We start from the raw sequence: 18658 nt of genomic DNA, 5'->3' as shown, positions 1-18658 counted from the left end.
CATAAAAGACCTAAAAAATTGTCTTAAAAAAATTTTTTAGGTCTTTTATTCCGAAAGGCACTTTTTCAGTGCCCTCTAAGTAAATAGGCTATTTTTATATATTATAAAGCTTTTAAAGCTACTGCATTTAAAATACTCCATGGTTTATTAAAATGTGGTTGGAAGAAGAAATCTGTCATAGCTAATTCTTCAATAGTCATTTCATTTTGAATTACAACTGATAAAGTGTTCATAAATTGTGTTAAATCTATATCAGAAATTATTTGTCCACCAATTACTCTTCTTGTATCCTTATCAAATACTAATTTAACAGTAGCTGGTAAGTATGTTGGCATAAATTCTGGTCTATAGTTATCAGTTAATTCAACTGAACCAACATTCATTTTAGTAGTAGCTTTAGCAACTTCTTCAGTTAATCCTGTTGATGCTATACATTTTTCGTAAATTTTTATTCCTGAAGTACCTTGTGTTCCCATATATTTTAATGTAGGCTCAACTATATTTCTTGCAACTAAAGTTCCCATTCTTACAGCATTTGTTGCAAGTGGAATATATCTTGTATCATGAGCAGGATTATATTTAACAACACAACAATCTCCAGCTGCAAAAACATCTTCTTTACTAGTTCTCATATATTCATCAATTATAATAGCTCCGTTTGGTAATGTATCTAACTTTCCTTGTACTAATTTAGTATTAGGTGCAAATCCAATACATAATACTACTAAATCGCCTTCATAACTTCCCTTTTCAGTAACAACTTTAGATACTTTTCCATTTTCTCCTTCAAACTTAGATACCTTTTCTCCTAATACTAAGTTAACTCCTCTATCTGTAAATTCTTTTTCTGCGATATCAGTAAACTCTTTATCTAAGTATTTTGCCATTATTCTTTCTTCAGCATCAATTAAAGTTACTTTTTTACCTTGCATCTCAAATGCTTCTACTAACTCAACCCCAATATATCCAGCACCAATTATTACTACATTTTTAGCGGTTTTTGATTTTTCTATAATTTCAACTGCATGGTCATGATTTTTACATAATAAAATATTATCTAAGTCTCCACCTTCAAATCTTGGTACTATTGGCCATGAGCCTAATGTTAAGACTAATTTATCGTAATTATCTTCAAACTCTTCATTAGTTAAAAGATTTTTAACCTTTAACGTTTTATTATCAAAATCAATATTTAAAACTTCATGCTTCATGTTTGTTATAACACCCATTTTAGCTAAGTTTTCAGGTGAGTTGTAGAAAAGGTTCTTAGTTTCTTTTATAACTCCTCCTACATTTAATGCAATTCCACAAGATAAAAATGATAAATTATCATTTTTTTCATATATTGTAATTTCACTTTCTGGGTGAAGTTCCTTTAAATTAACTACTGCTGCAGTTCCTGCATGAGTACATCCTACTACTACTATTTTCATATTAATTCCTCCTAGAGCTAATAAATATTTTTAAATATTTATTACTAATCAATAATTATTTTCTTTGATTAAATCATACTACTTTACTAAGAAATAGTAAAGAGGTTTTATAAAAAAATTGTCTTTTTTTTAACAAGCACTTTTTGGTAATTACTTTTAGCTCCTTACTTTTTATTTTTTCTTAATTCTATATTCTTTATGTATCTATATATTAACTAATTCATTAATACAAAAAATCTACTATTATCTTTTATTCATTTATAATTACATTATTTTTTATTAAAATTATATTTTTATAGCTTTATAAACTAAGAAACTTAGTATACTGTTTTTCCCCTTATATCTTTATTTTCTTATATCTAAACCTTTTTATTTTGGATTTCTTTCTTTTTATTGCTCTTTATATCGTTTTCACTTAATTTAAACATTTTTTTATCTCAATTTGGCACACATTAAATATTACCTCATAAAATACAAGTAAATAAATTATATAAAGAGGTTTGTATATGGGAAAAAGTGCATGGGAATATGCCCTAGAAATTATTTCAATAGCTACTGATATCGATGAATTAAACACAAAATTAAGTAAAACAGATAAAATTAGTGAACGTGAAATCCTTTCATCAAAAATCGATAGTCTTGAAAATAAACTATTTGAAATTAAAGACAAGCTAAAATCAATTAATATTCTCTAGCTTATTTATACTTATAAAAAAGGAGAATTCAATCTAAAATCACCTTACATTAAAGTATATTTTAAACTAAATTCTCCTTTTTTAATTATTATATTAATATCTTTCACTTTTAAACAATGTAAAAATATTTCCACTAACTATTATCAATGCAATCGTAAAAAGGAAATAATATTTATCTATATTCTGACTTAGAGTATTTTCTTCAATTTCTTCATTACTGATGTTATTATGTTCTTTTTCTTTATTTAATTCACTATGTATATTCTCTTCACGATTTATATCTACTTCTGGATTTACATCTACCTCAGGCTTTTCTCCTAACTCAGGTATTTCTTCATTCTCAATATCTTCTTGTATTTCATCACTAATATTTACTATCTCTGCTAAATCCCTTACTAGCAAAAGATATTCATCAGTACCCTCAACTACAATACCTACTATTGAAATTACATCTCCGACTTTAATTTTTGACTTCCATTCATATTCTAAATCACATTTGATACTATTTTCTATAAAGTTATCTATATAAACTACAGCTTCTCCACTTCCATCGTTAATATAAATAATATTTTCAACTATAGATATTACTTTTCCTATAGTTTTCACCAACATACCTTCATTTTTTTCTTGCATACTATCAAATGTTGAAAATTCTATTGGCAATATTAAATTTATTCTTTCATCAATTATTTGTAAATCATAATTTTCATCTTGCAATTTAATTTGCGCATTACCAAATTTTGAACTTACACGTCCAGTTACTCTAACCTTTTGACCTAGCTTTACTTTAGATTCTATAACTCCATAAACCTCTATTCCGCTAGTATCATCCTGAACATAGATAACATTATTAAATAAATTGCTATTTGACTCGGCCTTAGATGCTACAGTAACATAGCCTTCAACAATTACTTTCTCTCCCAATTTATCCAGTATATTATCACTATTTTTATCAATTTTAACAGACAAAATTGAACTTAATTCTATTTTAGGTACTGGCGCTAAATATCTTAAAAGCATATTAGTTATTTCATAATTAGAAAAATTGCTATCACTAATTTCATCTTCATAATAAAAATTTGTACCTGATATAACTATCTTCGAATTATTATCTAATGTTTCGATAGCTAGTCCTACTACTTCTCCCTTATTTACTGAAACATTATCATTTTGCTTATCATAATAATGTCCATAAGTACTTTCATGACCTTCGATTAATACTTCTATATTATCACTTGATGAAGGAATAATTAAAGTTGATCCATTAAAAAATTTAAATTTCTTATCTACATCAATTCCTACTAATAATTCGCTTTCTATATTATATTTATTAAAACTTAAATTATAATTTTCTCCATCATTTATATCATTATCAATAGCTTGATCATCATTTAATCGTATTTTTGCCCCAATTGCTTCTAAAATATGATTTCCTTTCTTAGCATATTCACAATTTGAATTTTCATCATAAATATCTGAACTAGATGTTATTATAAGATTTCCTCCACCACTTATGTATTTAGTTATTAAATTTATTTCAACTTGAGATGCAATGTTTATATACTCTTGCGTTAAAATTAATAATTTTGCTTCACTTAAAACTTGATTTGATAATACGTTTTCATTTAAAACTAATTTCATTCCATTTTCTTTGACAATATTTTTTAATGTTTTCAGGTTATCATCTGATTTAACTCCATTATTATACCCCTGTTGAACTACAACCTTAGATAATTCCTTCATTTTTGATACTTTTATATCAACACTACTATTACTCTCTATTTTGATATTATCTTCTTTTATAGTATTATTATCTAACTTGCTACTATTTTTAGTAATATATCCACTTACTTTAACTTCAATAGTATATCTCCCAGCCTTATTAAAATAATAATCTATATATGTATTTATACTTTCTCCTGCTAAAATTTTATCTATGTTAACTACCTTAATTGGCTTTAATTTACTTTTTGTAAAATATTCAATTTTAACCCTATTAATCTCAACCAATTTTGTATTATGTATAACAGTTTCAATCTTTATTTCTTCATTTTCCACAATCAAATCACTATCTTCTAGTACATTATTCTTTATATCAATTATTTTTTCATTATAAGTACTAAATTCTAACTCTCTACTATTCTCTTCAGCTCTTACAGTTATGCAAGGTGAAATCACTTGACTTATAGCCAATAAAAACACTATTAACATACATATACATGCATTACCCACCATTTTAAATAAACCCATTTTGTCCCCCTTATGAACATATCTTCTTATGTTTTATCTTGATTTTACCATAAAAGTTAATTTACTAGAAGTATATTTACTTTATATTCCGTATACTTCAAATTATATAACCTAGTTTACATATCAAAAGCTCTAAGTGTTACCCTAGAGCTTTCTTGATTATTTTCTTAATTCTTTTTTCTTATATACAATTGCTATTCCACCTACAGTACATAATAAAGCAATTATTATATAATACATATTATTAGTCCCTCCAGTTTGAGGTAATATACTACCATCAACTGTGCTTGACTTTTCAGCAATTATGAATTTTCCTATTTTATCTGTTGTAAATACTATAGTGTTACCATCAACTTTAGTTTCTACTATTTCATATTTCTTATTTTCTTCATTATAGTAGAATGCAGATAATTTAGATTTATTTAATCCTTTTAATTCATCATCTGTTAATGTAATAGATATTGTAATTCTTCCGTCCTTTGCAGTTGTGATCTTAGTAGATTTATCTCTATTCTTTATAGATAAGTCTATTTCATAAACTTTATTTACTGCCTTTAAGCCCTTTGTAATAGTATCATCATTACTCTTCTTTAATTTAACTATTACAGAAGAACCATCTACAAGTAACTCCTTATCAAATACACTAAATGGTATTAATAATGTTTGATTACCATTAGTTATTTCTATAGAACCAGTACCATTTTTAATACTTTCTATATCAGTAATCTCAACAATAGCTTCATCACTTGGCTTACTAATATTAATTTTATTATTACCATCTTTATCTGTAATTTTATCAACTTTTATAGTTCCATTTTCTTCTGGCTTAACTTCAACAGATGTATCATCATCTTCATCCTCTTCAGAATCTTGCTTTTCTACTGTAACCTTAATTTCTTTAGTAGCCTCTTTTCCATTTTGATCAACTACTTTATATATAACTTTATAATCCCCTTCTTTAGAGGTATCAACTGTATTTTCAATTACCTCTAATTTTTCTGTAATATCATTTCCTTCTGCATCACTTGCAGTAATGCCTTCTAATACATTGAATTCATCGCCAAGCTTTAAAACTCTATCATTTGCATTAATAGTTGGTCCTGGTATTTCTTCACCTTCAGCTAATCTTGTTATTTCTAATGATAAATCTTTTGTCGCAAATCCTATTGCTTCTTCATTATTATTAAATATATCTGGGTTATTTTTATTTTCATCTGTTGGCTCAATGTGAATATTAATATCGTTTTTACCAACATTTAATTTAACTTGATGCACAAAATTACCGTTTTCATCAACTTCAACTTTTTCACCATTTATAGTTAAGTTCGGATCTAACATTGAATTACCTTTAACTGTAATAGTTTCATTCTTTGTATAGCTTCCATTTGATGGATCTAACACAACTACAGGCATATCCTTCCATCTTACCACTTCATTTTCAACAAGCATTTTACCATTACCTTGATTAACTACTGTAATTTTTTCATTACCACCTTCTCCAGTAGTACAACCATACTTACTTTGATTAGCAGCCTTTGGATTTGAATAATTCATTAATGCTTCTTGATCCCAAGCTCCACCTTTAACATACTTATATTCAATTTCTTCACCTTCTAAAACTGAAATAGTATAAGTCCAGTCAGCTGTAACAGCACCATTCCTGCTCATTTCCCATGAGTTTACATCCCATCCATTCATTCCACCTGGCATTGTTATTACAGCATCAAGTGGTGTATATGAAGGTGCATGTAATTTAAACGTTACTTCTACCATAACTAAATCTGGTGTAACATCAACTAAATTTGATTTAATTGAATTACCACCATTTGTATAAGCAATTACTTCATACTTATATTCAGTTTTATTTTTTACATCTGTATCTTTATAAGATACTATTGACTTATCTTGAATTCTTGCAACTACAACTCCATTTCTAACAATTTCATATAGAGCTATATTATTTTCTCCAACAATATTCCAGCTTAAATTAACTTCTCCTGATTGCGCTTCAGGTGTGTTTAACTCAATAGCTTCTGCTGGAGATACATTATCATTAACAGCTAATTTAAATGATTTAACTTCTGTAGACTTTATGCTATCCTTGTCATTAAATCCATAAGTTCCTTTAGTAGTAAACTCAAACTTATATTCATACTTTCCAGCTTTATTTGCTATAAATGACGCTGTAAATACGTCATTATTACCATTTTCCTCTAAATAAGTCCCTTTGAATGTTGTAAATTCCTCATCTCCAGGATATTTAACTAGTAATCTTCCAACTAATCCTTCAGATGCTCCTTCTACGTTTGAAACATTTTCTATATATACTTCAGAATTAACATTTATAGATGATGATATATCAACCTTATCAGCTTTTACGTCACTCAAATTACCAAGCCATGTAATTTCTGAATGTGGAGTTAATCCATCACTCCAAGATAAAGGTGATTCATTTCCATCTTTATCTATTGCACTTACTGCAAAGTATAATCTATTACCATTTGTTAATTTATCAATTGTAATCTCAGTATTATCTACTATCTCAACTTCTATTTGTAAACTTCCCTTAAAACTTGAAGAATAAACCTTATATTCTTTTGCTCCTTTTACAGAATCCCATTTTAAAGTTACTTCTCCATTTCCTTCAGTTCCTGTAATATTACTAACTGAATCAGGTAATTTTATAACATTTATACTTGTCATCATTCTACCAGTCATTGCAGGAATAGTTATTTCAACTTTTCCATCTTTAACTGAAATTTTATAATCAGAATCTAGTCCATCGATGAAATTAGTACCATTTCCAGTAAATTCTTTTAAATCTAAAGTTATTTTAGCATCACTTTGTGTAGGATTAATAGCTACTATAGCATGTTTATCCTCATAGCTTCTTCCATATACATATACTCCTTCAGTACCAGTATATAAAGTTGTTAAATCTCCATAAGAAAATAATTCTTTATTATTTTCTCTAACTGCTCCAATTGCTTCATAAAAACTAACTAATGAATCATCCTCATTACCCCATGGGTAAGTTCTTCTACAATCTGGATCTTTAGATCCTGTAACTCCTGCTTCGTCTCCATAGTAAATAGTAGGAGCTCCAGCATAACCAAATTCAAATAAAGCAGCAAGCTTTAATCTTTGCTTTCCTAGATTTTCATCATAATTTCCTAGTTCAGCTCTTTCAGAAGAATCACTTCCTCCTCCTAATACATAAATTGCTCTTGCAACATCATGAGATCCCATTAAGTTCATTAATGCATAAAATGCTTCTTCTGGATAATCTTCATAAACAGCCATTAATGTATCATTTAATCTTGTTGCATTACCATTTTTTAAATAATCAATTAACGCTGCTCTTATTCTATAATTCATTACTGAATCATATTGATCACCAACAAAATATTTTGAAGCATCATCCCAGATTTCACCCAAAATAAGCGTTTCACTATTATGCTCCTTCATAACTTCTCTAAAGTCATTCCAAAATACTGTATCAACCTCATTAGCAACATCAAGTCTCCAACCATCTGCTCCCCAATCAATCCATTGTTTCGCAACAGAATCTTCATCTTTGTAGATATAATCAACTAACTCTTTGTTGTTCCATTCACTTGCTTTATTAACAAATTCGTCATTTTCACTAGCTAAACCTAATTCAATAGCTTCTTCCTTAGTTACTGATTTAAATTCTGGTAGTGAATCATATCCCCACCATCCTTGATAATCATATCTTTCATTTGTTGTTCCAACATCAACCTTAGTATTCTTAATATTGAACCATAAATGCCATTTTTCTTCACTAAATGTTTGTCCATCTTCAACAAAATAGGCATCTGCCTTAGTCATTGCAGCTTCTTGTGTTATTGCCTCATTATTCATTGAATCATATACATATGACCAATATTCATATGCACCAACTGTATCATATTTACCATATCTATCAAAATAAATAGAATCATCACCAACGTGGTTAAATACACCATCTACAATTAAGTGCATTCCTCTACTTTTTAATTCTGCAGTAAATGCCTTAAATTCTTCTTCTGTTCCAAACATAGGATCTAAAGTTTTATAATCTGTAGCATCATATTTATGATTTGAAGAAGCCATAGAAATAGGATTTAAATATAATGTATTAACTCCTAATCCTTGCAAATAATCTAATTTTTCTTGAATTCCTTCAATATCACCACCAAAGAAATCATTTGACCATATTCCATCACCAGAATATGCTCCATCAATATCATCCATCCCATTTTCACCCAACCTCGGATTATCTGGTAGTGAGTTCCAAGTTTCATGAGTTTCTATTGGTTCCTCTCCTCTTGCATTTTCTTTAGCTGTATCATTTGATTCATCACCATTAAAAAATCTATCAGGGAAAATTTGATAAACAACTGCCTCTTTCATCCAATCAGGAGTTTTATAATCTTTATCATAAACAGTAAGTTGGAAGAATAGTCCATTTTTATCTCCTACAGTTCCAGTTTTACCTTCGCTACCATCTTCACAATAGTATTTTACAGTATCACCATCACCAGCAATAAATTTATATCCATAAACTCCAATTTCGTCTGGTGTAAATGTAGCTTCCCATATATCAACTTGTTCTTCATCTACAGTAATTGTCGATACTTTTTCCATATTATAAAGGTCTGATCTGTTTGTATTAGTATTTCTTACTAATACTCTAGCATATTGTAAATCACCTTTTTGTGCATGCATTCTAACTGTTACATCAGTTCCCTCAGCAACTGCTCCAAATGGATATTTATATAGGTTATCCCAAGTATTGTGATATAACATATCACCATTTACCTGTCCATCTAAATCTATTATTTCTTTTGAAGCTAATGGTGAATGATAACCAAAGGCTTCTTTGCCTTGTGTTACGTATATATCTAATGTTCCATCATTAGATACATGCCTCAAATCAATAAATCTGTTAATATCTACATCCTTTTCAGCCCATTCATTATCACCTTCAGTTTTCTTAACAATGAACCCCATCTTAGTATCATTAATTAGGTTTTCATATACCTTAGTTGCTACTTTACCATAACTATCTTCTGAAGTTAATTCTAATGTTTCTCCATCTGTCCCATCTAACCATGCCCATATATTCCAATTGTCATAGTCTTTACTATTTCTCTTATAATGAATATTTACAGTAATTTCTTCATATTCTTTTATAAATGCCCTTTGGATAACACTCTTTGGATTTTCCTTTTCACCATAAATTACAACGATTTCATTATTATCATTATTTAGATCAGAGATTTCATATTTTAAATCTCCAGTTGCCTTATTATCCCAACTTTGCCCTTCTTTTACTATAATCCCCAGCTCACCTTCTGTTACATTAGCTGGTAATTCTAATAACGCATATGCTCCTTCTTTATCTATATAATCAAACTCAACAAATTTTCCTACTTCCCCCGGATACCATGTCCAAAATCCCCAGTTTTCGTATTTAGTTTCTCCTTCTTTTACAAATCTTACTTTTACTGTTTTTTTCTCTTGTTGCTTTGGTACAACAATTACTGAATTTTCTCCATTAACTTCTGTATTCAACGAGTCTTTAAATGCACCTTCCCAATTATCACCTTCACATGGTTTAAATTTATATTCATATGTTCCTGGTTCTAAGTTGATCGTTGTAGAAAAAATGCCCTGTTCATTTTTTTCCATTTTTATTTCTTTAGATGTATTCCACTCAACCATCGATCCAATTAAATATAAATTTTCGCCTTCATATTCAGCTCTAAATGTTACACTACCATCTTCATTAATTTCTGGACTTTTTAATTCTGATTCACCTTCTACTGAAATCAATGCATTAGAAGTAAAATCACCTTCTTCAGAATGCTTAGGATTTAATGGGTCCCCTTGCCAATCGCCAAATTCTTGATTACTTGTGTCTGGAGACCAAGTTACTATTCCATATTCATAATTTCCTGGTGCAAGATCTAATGTTACAGACCAAATATTTGAGCTACTTTCATTTATCATCTCATGTAAAACTGACCATTCATTATCAAAAGATCCTTTTACTGCAACTCTCGTTTCTGTTCCATTACCTAAATAATATAATGTAACCTTTCCATTACTAACCTGTGGATTAACTACAACTGCTGGATTATTACCCTTTTTATATGAATTTAATGGATCACCCTTCCAATCACCATTAATATCATCAGTAGTTGTATCTGCCCAAGTCACAATTCCATATTCATTTATTCCTGATATTCCCTCAACTGTGGTTGTCCAAATATTATTTTCACCTTTTATCATATCAATTGTATTCCAACCACTAAATTCACCCTTTACCTTTATAGCATTTTCTGTTCCATCACCTTGATAATTAAAAGTAACAGTTCCATCACTATTAACTACTGGGCTTTTTAATACTGTTTCAGCCAAAACATCACTCGCACCGTTAGGAAACGGTACCAGATTTAGACAAAATAATACTAACATCATTACTGCTACTTGCCATTTGTACTTCATTAATCCCCTTTTTTTCATAAATTTCTCCTCCCTATTTTTTAATTTAAAAGAAAATATCTATTTGAGAAATCGTTTCCAAATATCTATATTATCTTTTAAATTTACTTTACATTCTTATTGTAAAGTATTCCCATGGTTTATTTCTACCTTTTTTATATTTTTTGTGCATTTTAACAAATCTTTTTTCATATTATATATTTTATTTTTATTTAATGTTATAATTATTATATATACATAAATTAAAGGAGCTATGCCTATAACATAGCTCCTTTTCTCTTTAGTCACTTCCTAAATTAATGCCTAACATCCCAGAAAGAATGCCAACAACTACACAAAGTGAAAATTTCATCAAATCATATAATCCCAATGTAGCTTCTGCTCCAAATAAAACTCCAATAGCATATAAGGATATGTAAAATAAAACTCCTACAGAAAGTCCTACTAGCCAACCCTTATGACCATATAGTTTTGCTGCAAATATTGTTCCAAATATTAAGCTAATACTAGTTATAACTACATAAATGGCACTAAACATTCCTGAACTAATGTCTACAAAAGACATAACTAAAGATAAAATTGCAGTTAACACTGTTACTACTGCTATAGCTCCCACTACACCTTTTAGAACATTATTAAAATAGTCTTTCCACTCCATAAAAACACCCCCTTTTAGTTCATTCTATGACCTAAAAGGGGGTATTATTCTTTAATTATGCAACGTCTTTGCTTAATTTTTGAGCTATAGCATTCTTAGTAATTCTAAATCTTACTCTATCTGGACCTGATTGGATAACCATTTGATCTTCTTCGATTGTTATAATTTTTCCAACTATTCCGCCTCTTGTTAAAACTTCGTCATTTACTTTTAATTCTGATAACATTGTATTATACTTCTTTGTTCTCTTCTTTTCTGGAACTATTAATAAAAAGTACATAATTGCAAACATTGCTACTAAAGGTAATAGTGTAACTAATAATTGTGCCATTTAAAAATCCCTTCCCTTCACATTCATCTTTAAGGATACATCGTAATATTTACTATGTATTAAATACTATACTTTATTTAAAATTATATGTCAATTCTATGAACAAATCAATTTCTAACTTTCACAAATTATTCACAAAACATAGTTTAGAATTTATTTTTTACAATTCCATTCTCTTAATTTTTGTTCTTTAAATTCACTATAAGTGCCATTATCAATTGCTGTTCTTATATCTGCCATAAGCTTGTTATAGAAGTATAAATTATGTAATACACATAATCTTAATGCTAGCATTTCTTTAGCTTTAAATAAATGTCTTATATAGCTTCTTGTATAATGCTTACATGCTGGACATTCACAACCTTCATCTATTGGTCTTTCGTCTAATTCAAATTTTGCATTCATTAAGTTTATCTTACCTTGCCCTGTAAATACGTGCCCATGTCTACCATTTCTAGCTGGTAGAACACAGTCAAAGAAATCTACTCCTCTATCTACAGCTTCTAATATATTTTCTGGAGTTCCAACCCCCATTAAATATATCGGTTTATCTTCTGGTAAGTGTGGTACTACAGCATCAATAACTCTATACATTTCTTCATGAGTCTCACCAACTGCTAATCCACCTATAGCATATCCATCTAAATCCATTTTAGCAATATGTTTAGCATGTTCGATTCTTATATCTTCATAACATCCACCTTGATTAATTCCAAATAACATTTGCTCTTTATTTATTGTCTCTGGAAGAGAATTTAATCTATCCATCTCAATTTTACATCTTTCAAGCCATCTATTTGTTCTTGCAACTGATTGAAGAACATACTCTCTAGTAGATGGATTTGGTATACATTCATCAAATGCCATTGCAATTGTTGATGCTAAATTACTTTGAATTTGCATTGATTCTTCTGGTCCCATAAATATTTTTTTTCCATCTATATGAGAATTAAAGTATACTCCTTCTTCTTTAATTTTTCTCATTGATGATAATGAAAATACTTGGAATCCACCTGAGTCTGTCAAAATTGGTCTATCCCAATTCATAAACTTATGTAATCCACCCATTTTTGCAACTACCTTGTCACTTGGTCTTAAATGTAGGTGATATGTATTTGAAAGCTCAACTTGGCATCCAATTTCCTTTAAATCCATTGAAGAAACTCCACCCTTAATTGCAGCTAAAGTACCAACATTCATAAATACTGGTGTTTCTATAGTTCCATGAGGTGTTTCAAATCTACCTCTTCTTGCCTTACCGTCTTTTTTTAATAACGTATATCTTTTACTCAAAACTTCACGTCCTTCTTAACTTATGTATTCTATTTTATTATCATTGAATCTCCAAAAGAGAAGAATCTATATCTTTCTTTTACAGCTTCATTATAAGCATTCATTACTTTTTCTTTTCCTGCTAATGCAGAAACTAACATTATTAATGTTGATTCTGGTAAATGGAAATTTGTTATAAGCTTATCTACTACTTTAAACTTATATCCTGGATAAATGAATATATTAGTCCATCCACTTTGTGCTTTAACAAATCCATTTTCATCACCAATTGTCTCTAAAGTTCTTGTTGATGTTGTTCCAACCGAAATAATCTTATTTCCACGCTTCTTTGTTTCGTTTATTATCTTTGCATCTTCTTCTTCCAAATGATAAAATTCCGAATGCATAACATGTTCATTTACATCATCAACCTTTACTGGTCTAAATGTACCAAGTCCTACATGTAATGTAACATATGCTATATTAATACCTTTTTCTTTAACTTCTTCTAAAAGTTCTTTAGTAAAATGTAATCCTGCAGTAGGTGCTGCTGCTGATCCTTTTTCCTTAGAATAAACAGTTTGATATCTTTCCTTATCATCAAGTCTTTCTGTTATATAAGGAGGAAGTGGCATTTCTCCAAGCTCATCTAAAACTTGTTCAAATATTCCATCGTAAGAAAATTCAATAATTCTATTTCCTTCTTCTATTATATCTACAACCTTACATCTTAACTTTCCTTCACCAAATACAAATTCAGCTCCTATTTTAGCTCTTTTACCTGGCTTAGCTAAGCACTCCCATTTATCTCCTTCAATTCTTTTTAAAAGTAAAAACTCAATTTTACCTCCACTTTCAGCCTTTTCTCCTATAAGTCTTGCTGGCATTACTCTAGTATTATTTAAAACTAATGTATCTCCTGGATTTAAATAGTTTATAACATCATAAAAATGTTTATGCTCTATCTCTCCAGTTTCTTTATCTAAAACCATTAATCTAGAATAATCCCTTCTTTCTAGTGGATGTTGAGCTATAAGCTCCTCTGGTAAGTAAAAATCAAAATCACTTGTTTTCATTATATATCTCCTAACCTTCAAAAAAACTAGTTTGCTTTTTTGTAACTTTTTTGCCCCTTATTCTACCTAAATGACTATAAGCCTTATCCGTAGCGGTTCTTCCCCTAGCAGTTCTAACTATAAATCCTTTTTGTAGCAAATATGGCTCATAAACATCTTCTATTGTTCCAAGCTCTTCCCCTATAAAATAAGATAATGTTTCTATCCCAACAGGACCGCCGTTAAAATTATCAATAATCGCTTCTAAAATTTTATTATCAACTCTATCAAACCCTTGAGCGTCTACCTCTAATAATTCTAACGCTGCTTTTGCTTCTTTAAAACTTATTAATGAATCAGAATATACCTCTGCATAATCTCTAACTCTCTTTAATAATCTATTTGCAATTCTCGGAGTTCCTCTAGATCTCCTAGCAATTTCATATGCACCTTCTTCAGTTATATCACACCCTAGAACAAATGCAGAACGTACAATTATTTCTTTCAATTGCTCTTCTGTATAATACACCATATCACACAAAACCCCAAATCTATCTCTTAAAGGAGATGTAAGCATACCTATTCTAGTAGTAGCTCCTATTAAAGTAAAATGTGGTAAATCTAATCTAATTGATTTTGCTGCTGCTCCTTTACCTATAACTATATCTAAAGCATAATCTTCCATTGCAGGATATAAAATTTCTTCAACACTTCTATTTAATCTATGTATTTCATCTATAAACAAAACATCATTATCTTTTAATGTAGTTAATATAGCAGCTAAATCCCCTGCTCTTTCAATAGCTGGACCTGATGTAATCTTTAAATCCCCACCCATTTCTTTTGCTATAATATTAGCAAGGGTAGTTTTTCCTAATCCTGGTGGTCCATATAATAAGACATGATCTAATGCTTCATTTCTTTTCTTTGCAGCGGTAATAAATATATTTAATCTTTCTTTTACCTTATCTTGACCAATATATTCATTGATTTTTTGAGGTCTTAAACTTAATTCACCATTCCCATCTTCCAGAATTTCATCTGGTGTGATAATTCTCTCCAAATTATATCACCTCTATCCCATTAATACTCTTAAACATTCCTTAATAATATTTTCAACTGATTCCTGTCTATTTACTTTCTTTAATGCACTTTCAGCTTCTTTTTCTGAATATCCTAAAGCTAATAATGCTCCTAAAGCTTCGCCAATTGAATTTGCATTACTTGGTACGATATCTTCAAATCCTTCTTGAATATCAACACCTTCTGATACTTCATCTGTTTTGATTTTATCTCTTAATTCTAAAATTATTCTTCCTGCTGTTTTCTTACCAATCCCAGGTGCTCTGCATAAATGCTTATCATCTTCCATAATAATAGCATACTTTAGATTATTTATTCTACTTATTGAAAGTAATGATAATGCAGCTTTTGCTCCAACACCACTTATTGAAATAAGCAGTTTAAACATTTCTAATTCTTCTCTATCCTTAAATCCGTATAATCCAATAAAATCTTCTCTTACTATTTGTTCTAAATACAACATCACTTCTTCCGAAACTTTAGGCATTTCAGCCATAGTAGCTCCTGAAGTAAATATTTTATATCCTATACCACCATTTTCTATAATAACATAATCTTTGTTAATTCCAATATACTTCCCTTTAATATATTCGTACATTTTTATCCCCCTCAATCTAAATAAATAGATTAAATATGTTTTTGTATCTTAAAAACTTTAATATTAATTATAAAACTTATATTCTTATATAATCTAACTTATACTTTAACATTTTAAAATAACTTTTTCAATAATAAAGAGTTATGCCATTGTATAAAGCATAACTCTTCATTATAATATTACTGACCAGTTATTGGATCTCCATATGGTTCCATAATATCTATAGATTCTGTATTAGTAAATATGTTATCTATTGCATAATCAAATATGTTTAAATCAATATGATTAGATAATAATTTTGATATTACCTCTTCTCTTTCATCAAAAAAAATAACTTCCTCTTGTATTTTTTCTATTATATCTCGTGTATTATATAATTTACACTCACCTTCTTCTACTCCAATTTTATAGCAAAGAACATTTGCAATATCATCAAAATCCTCAGTTAAATCTTCATATGCACCTACTACATCATTATTTCTTGTCCTAAAATAATAGTAGTTATTAATATATGCTTTTGCTGTTTCTTCATCATGAAATCCTATTATATTTCCGCTTGGCATCACTAACAAATAATCGAAGTTTGGTACAATACTCATCTCTTCGCCTCCTTAGTAGGTTATGCTAATATTTTTCCCTATGATTATCTTGTTATACAGGTGTGTATTTTCCTATAATGAAAGAGATTATAAACAGAAACCAAATTCTATTTATAATCTCTTTTTAGTGTAAAGATATATTAAACAACTCATTAAAATATTTGAGTTGTTGATTGGGTTACAAATTTATTAATTTTAAAAATTTAATTTCGTCTTAAAAGTAAATTTTCCTTATATGTATTTATTTAACGTATTTACTTTTAAGAAATAAAAGCAGACAATTTTTCTATAGCTTCTTCCTTTGTATCATAAGAATACTTAAAATTTTTTATTGCCTCTAAGTCATCACCATGTAAGAAACTTATTGGTCTATTATTCGTATATACATCTTCACTTTCTTCAATTGTTAAATTTCCTGAATCATCTGTTTTATATATAGCAAAATATCCATCTTTTTCTCCAAGATAGTATTTGTTAGGTTGTAAAACACTTGTTGTTCCTTCTTTTACAAAAACTACTTTATCATCTTCTAAAGATTCTAGGTTATATCCATTAGCTTCATAAAAATTAACAACAAATTGTTGATTAATATCACTTACTATAGAATTTTCTTTTTTAAACTCTAAAATGCTTTGTTCTTTTTCCACAACACCTTCATTCATTAACACAACCATCATATCATCACTTAAAATTTTAGAATTATTATAAACTGTTTTTTCATCATCTTCTTTTTCTTGTGAATACTTTGGATTTATTAATCTATCACTTATAATATATGCTCCAAAAAAACTAACAACTACAGCAAAAACTATAATACCTGCTAAAATTGAAATTTTTTTATTAAAATGCTTATTTTCAAATTTTACTTCTTCTTTATCTTTACCATGCATTTCATTACTCATAAATATCACTCCTTTTTCTGTAATTATTGACAGCTTTCATAATGATATTCATGAATAATTATTTTTTTATTATTTTTTTACCATTCGATAGTTAATATTGTACAATCTTCTTCCTTTAATGAAATCCTATATCCTTCAGATAATAGCCAATTTATTAATTTTGTTTGAATTTCTTGAGATTCATCTGCTATTGCCAATATAGCACTAATTTTATTTACCCCCATATTTTTCCCCATATCTATATTTTCTTGAATTTTATTTTTATGCCTTTCAAAATCTTTCCTATTTTTATTTTCTAAAAACTCCATACCCACTTTCCTCCTTATATAAAAATATGATTAATAAATTATAATACTATTTTTTTTAAAATATTAACTTTTTATATATTATTTTCTTAAATTGAAGTAATAAAATATAATTCTTCTTGATTTATCATATAATATTAAGTATAATTTATTTCTGAAATATAGACAGTTCGGGAACCTCCTGTCTTTAAACAAAACTAGGTAAAAATTTATTATTAAATTTAAATAGATAATATTTTGAATTAATTAGCTTCGATGTTTTAACTTATTATTTACTTCTAAATACTATCTATTATAGCCTTAGGTTCCTAATATTTTTTATTAGGAGGTTTTTCAAAAATGAAAAATGATATGACTAAAAGACTTACTAGAACTGCAATAATTGCAGCAATCTATGCAGTAGTAACTATTGCAATTGCACCATTTTCATATGGAAATATTCAATTCAGAATTTCTGAAATCTTAGTGTTACTTGCTGTTTTTGATCCATTATACATAGGAGGACTTACACTTGGTTGCTTAATTGCTAATATTTTAGGCCCTAATGGACCAATGGATGTTATATTCGGCACATTAGCCACATTTATAAGTGTATATGCTATCTATTTTACAGGTAAAGTAATCAAAAATTACAAAGTAAAATTATTAGTTGCTTCTATTTGGCCGACCTTATTTAATGGTCTCATCATTGGATGGATGCTAAACAAACTATATGGATTACCACTACTTCTATCTATTGGAGAAGTTGCTTTAGGAGAATTAGTAGTAATAACTATAATAGGTGTACCTTTATTCCTTGTTGCAGGTTCAAGATTTAAAAATGTAATGATGTTAAAGTAATTTTCAGGACAACCTTTTAAAGGATTGTCCTTTTTTATTTATAAATTAAAGGGGCTGTCGCACTAAATAATTAGTGCGAGGCCCCTTTTGCAAAAAAAAAAATAAATCCCAGACTCTATAAGCC

The 18658-nt window shown here is 28.6% G+C and carries 14 protein-coding genes; 2 read left to right on the top strand and 12 right to left on the bottom strand.

Annotated elements, in window-relative coordinates:
- Nucleotides 1-101: 101 nt before the first annotated feature.
- Nucleotides 102-1433: an FAD-dependent oxidoreductase gene (locus HCG70_RS16085; protein ID WP_042393775.1), complete on the bottom strand. Its 1332-nt coding sequence runs from the start codon at nucleotides 1431-1433 to the stop codon at nucleotides 102-104.
- A gap of 506 nt (nucleotides 1434-1939) precedes the next feature.
- On the opposite strand from HCG70_RS16085, the gene HCG70_RS16080 reads away from it, so the two are divergent.
- Nucleotides 1940-2128, top strand: a complete 189-nt coding sequence (locus HCG70_RS16080; RefSeq protein ID WP_042393774.1) for a hypothetical protein — start codon at nucleotides 1940-1942, stop codon at nucleotides 2126-2128.
- 93 nt (nucleotides 2129-2221) lie between these two features.
- Here the strand turns inward: HCG70_RS16080 and HCG70_RS16075 are convergent, their stop codons facing one another.
- From HCG70_RS16075 to HCG70_RS16025, 11 genes are all read right to left on the bottom strand, one after another.
- Entirely contained in the window at nucleotides 2222-4378 is a 2157-nt protein-coding gene (locus HCG70_RS16075; RefSeq protein WP_221698002.1) for a hypothetical protein, read from the bottom strand.
- A 159-nt stretch (nucleotides 4379-4537) separates the two neighbouring features.
- Complete coding sequence (locus tag HCG70_RS16070; protein WP_055291992.1) at nucleotides 4538-10912, bottom strand: alpha-amylase family glycosyl hydrolase; 6375 nt, start codon at nucleotides 10910-10912, stop codon at nucleotides 4538-4540.
- A gap of 259 nt (nucleotides 10913-11171) precedes the next feature.
- Nucleotides 11172-11549, bottom strand: a complete 378-nt coding sequence (locus HCG70_RS16065) for a TIGR04086 family membrane protein (protein ID WP_042393771.1) — start codon at nucleotides 11547-11549, stop codon at nucleotides 11172-11174.
- Nucleotides 11550-11604: 55 nt separating this feature from the next.
- Nucleotides 11605-11880: a preprotein translocase subunit YajC gene (yajC, locus tag HCG70_RS16060; protein WP_221698001.1), complete on the bottom strand. Its 276-nt coding sequence runs from the start codon at nucleotides 11878-11880 to the stop codon at nucleotides 11605-11607.
- A gap of 153 nt (nucleotides 11881-12033) precedes the next feature.
- Nucleotides 12034-13173: a tRNA guanosine(34) transglycosylase Tgt gene (gene tgt / locus HCG70_RS16055; protein ID WP_042393766.1), complete on the bottom strand. Its 1140-nt coding sequence runs from the start codon at nucleotides 13171-13173 to the stop codon at nucleotides 12034-12036.
- A 29-nt stretch (nucleotides 13174-13202) separates the two neighbouring features.
- A complete protein-coding gene (gene queA / locus HCG70_RS16050) occupies nucleotides 13203-14228 on the bottom strand; it encodes a tRNA preQ1(34) S-adenosylmethionine ribosyltransferase-isomerase QueA (protein ID WP_042393763.1) in 1026 nt (341 codons plus the stop codon).
- A 10-nt stretch (nucleotides 14229-14238) separates the two neighbouring features.
- A complete protein-coding gene (gene ruvB / locus HCG70_RS16045; protein ID WP_042393761.1) occupies nucleotides 14239-15270 on the bottom strand; it encodes a Holliday junction branch migration DNA helicase RuvB in 1032 nt (343 codons plus the stop codon).
- Nucleotides 15271-15282: 12 nt separating this feature from the next.
- Nucleotides 15283-15888: a Holliday junction branch migration protein RuvA gene (gene ruvA / locus HCG70_RS16040; RefSeq protein ID WP_042393758.1), complete on the bottom strand. Its 606-nt coding sequence runs from the start codon at nucleotides 15886-15888 to the stop codon at nucleotides 15283-15285.
- A gap of 179 nt (nucleotides 15889-16067) precedes the next feature.
- Nucleotides 16068-16487, bottom strand: coding sequence for a hypothetical protein (locus tag HCG70_RS16035; protein ID WP_042393756.1), 420 nt, complete (start codon nucleotides 16485-16487; stop codon nucleotides 16068-16070).
- A 260-nt stretch (nucleotides 16488-16747) separates the two neighbouring features.
- The gene (locus tag HCG70_RS16030) at nucleotides 16748-17389 is read right to left on the bottom strand and encodes a hypothetical protein (protein WP_052330561.1); all 642 of its coding nucleotides are present in this window, start codon (nucleotides 17387-17389) and stop codon (nucleotides 16748-16750) included.
- A 77-nt stretch (nucleotides 17390-17466) separates the two neighbouring features.
- Nucleotides 17467-17697, bottom strand: a complete 231-nt coding sequence (locus HCG70_RS16025; RefSeq protein ID WP_042393753.1) for a hypothetical protein — start codon at nucleotides 17695-17697, stop codon at nucleotides 17467-17469.
- Between the two features lie 336 nt (nucleotides 17698-18033).
- On the opposite strand from HCG70_RS16025, the gene HCG70_RS16020 reads away from it, so the two are divergent.
- Entirely contained in the window at nucleotides 18034-18534 is a 501-nt protein-coding gene (locus tag HCG70_RS16020) for a QueT transporter family protein (protein WP_042393749.1), read from the top strand.
- Nucleotides 18535-18658: the final 124 nt, after the last annotated feature.

The sequence above is a fragment of the Clostridium sp. K04 genome (assembly GCF_019734375.1).
GTDB lineage: Bacteria > Bacillota > Clostridia > Clostridiales > Clostridiaceae > Clostridium > Clostridium saudiense.
The sequence above is the reverse complement of the archived record's forward strand: the minus strand, read 5'-3'. Positions and strand labels throughout refer to the sequence as shown.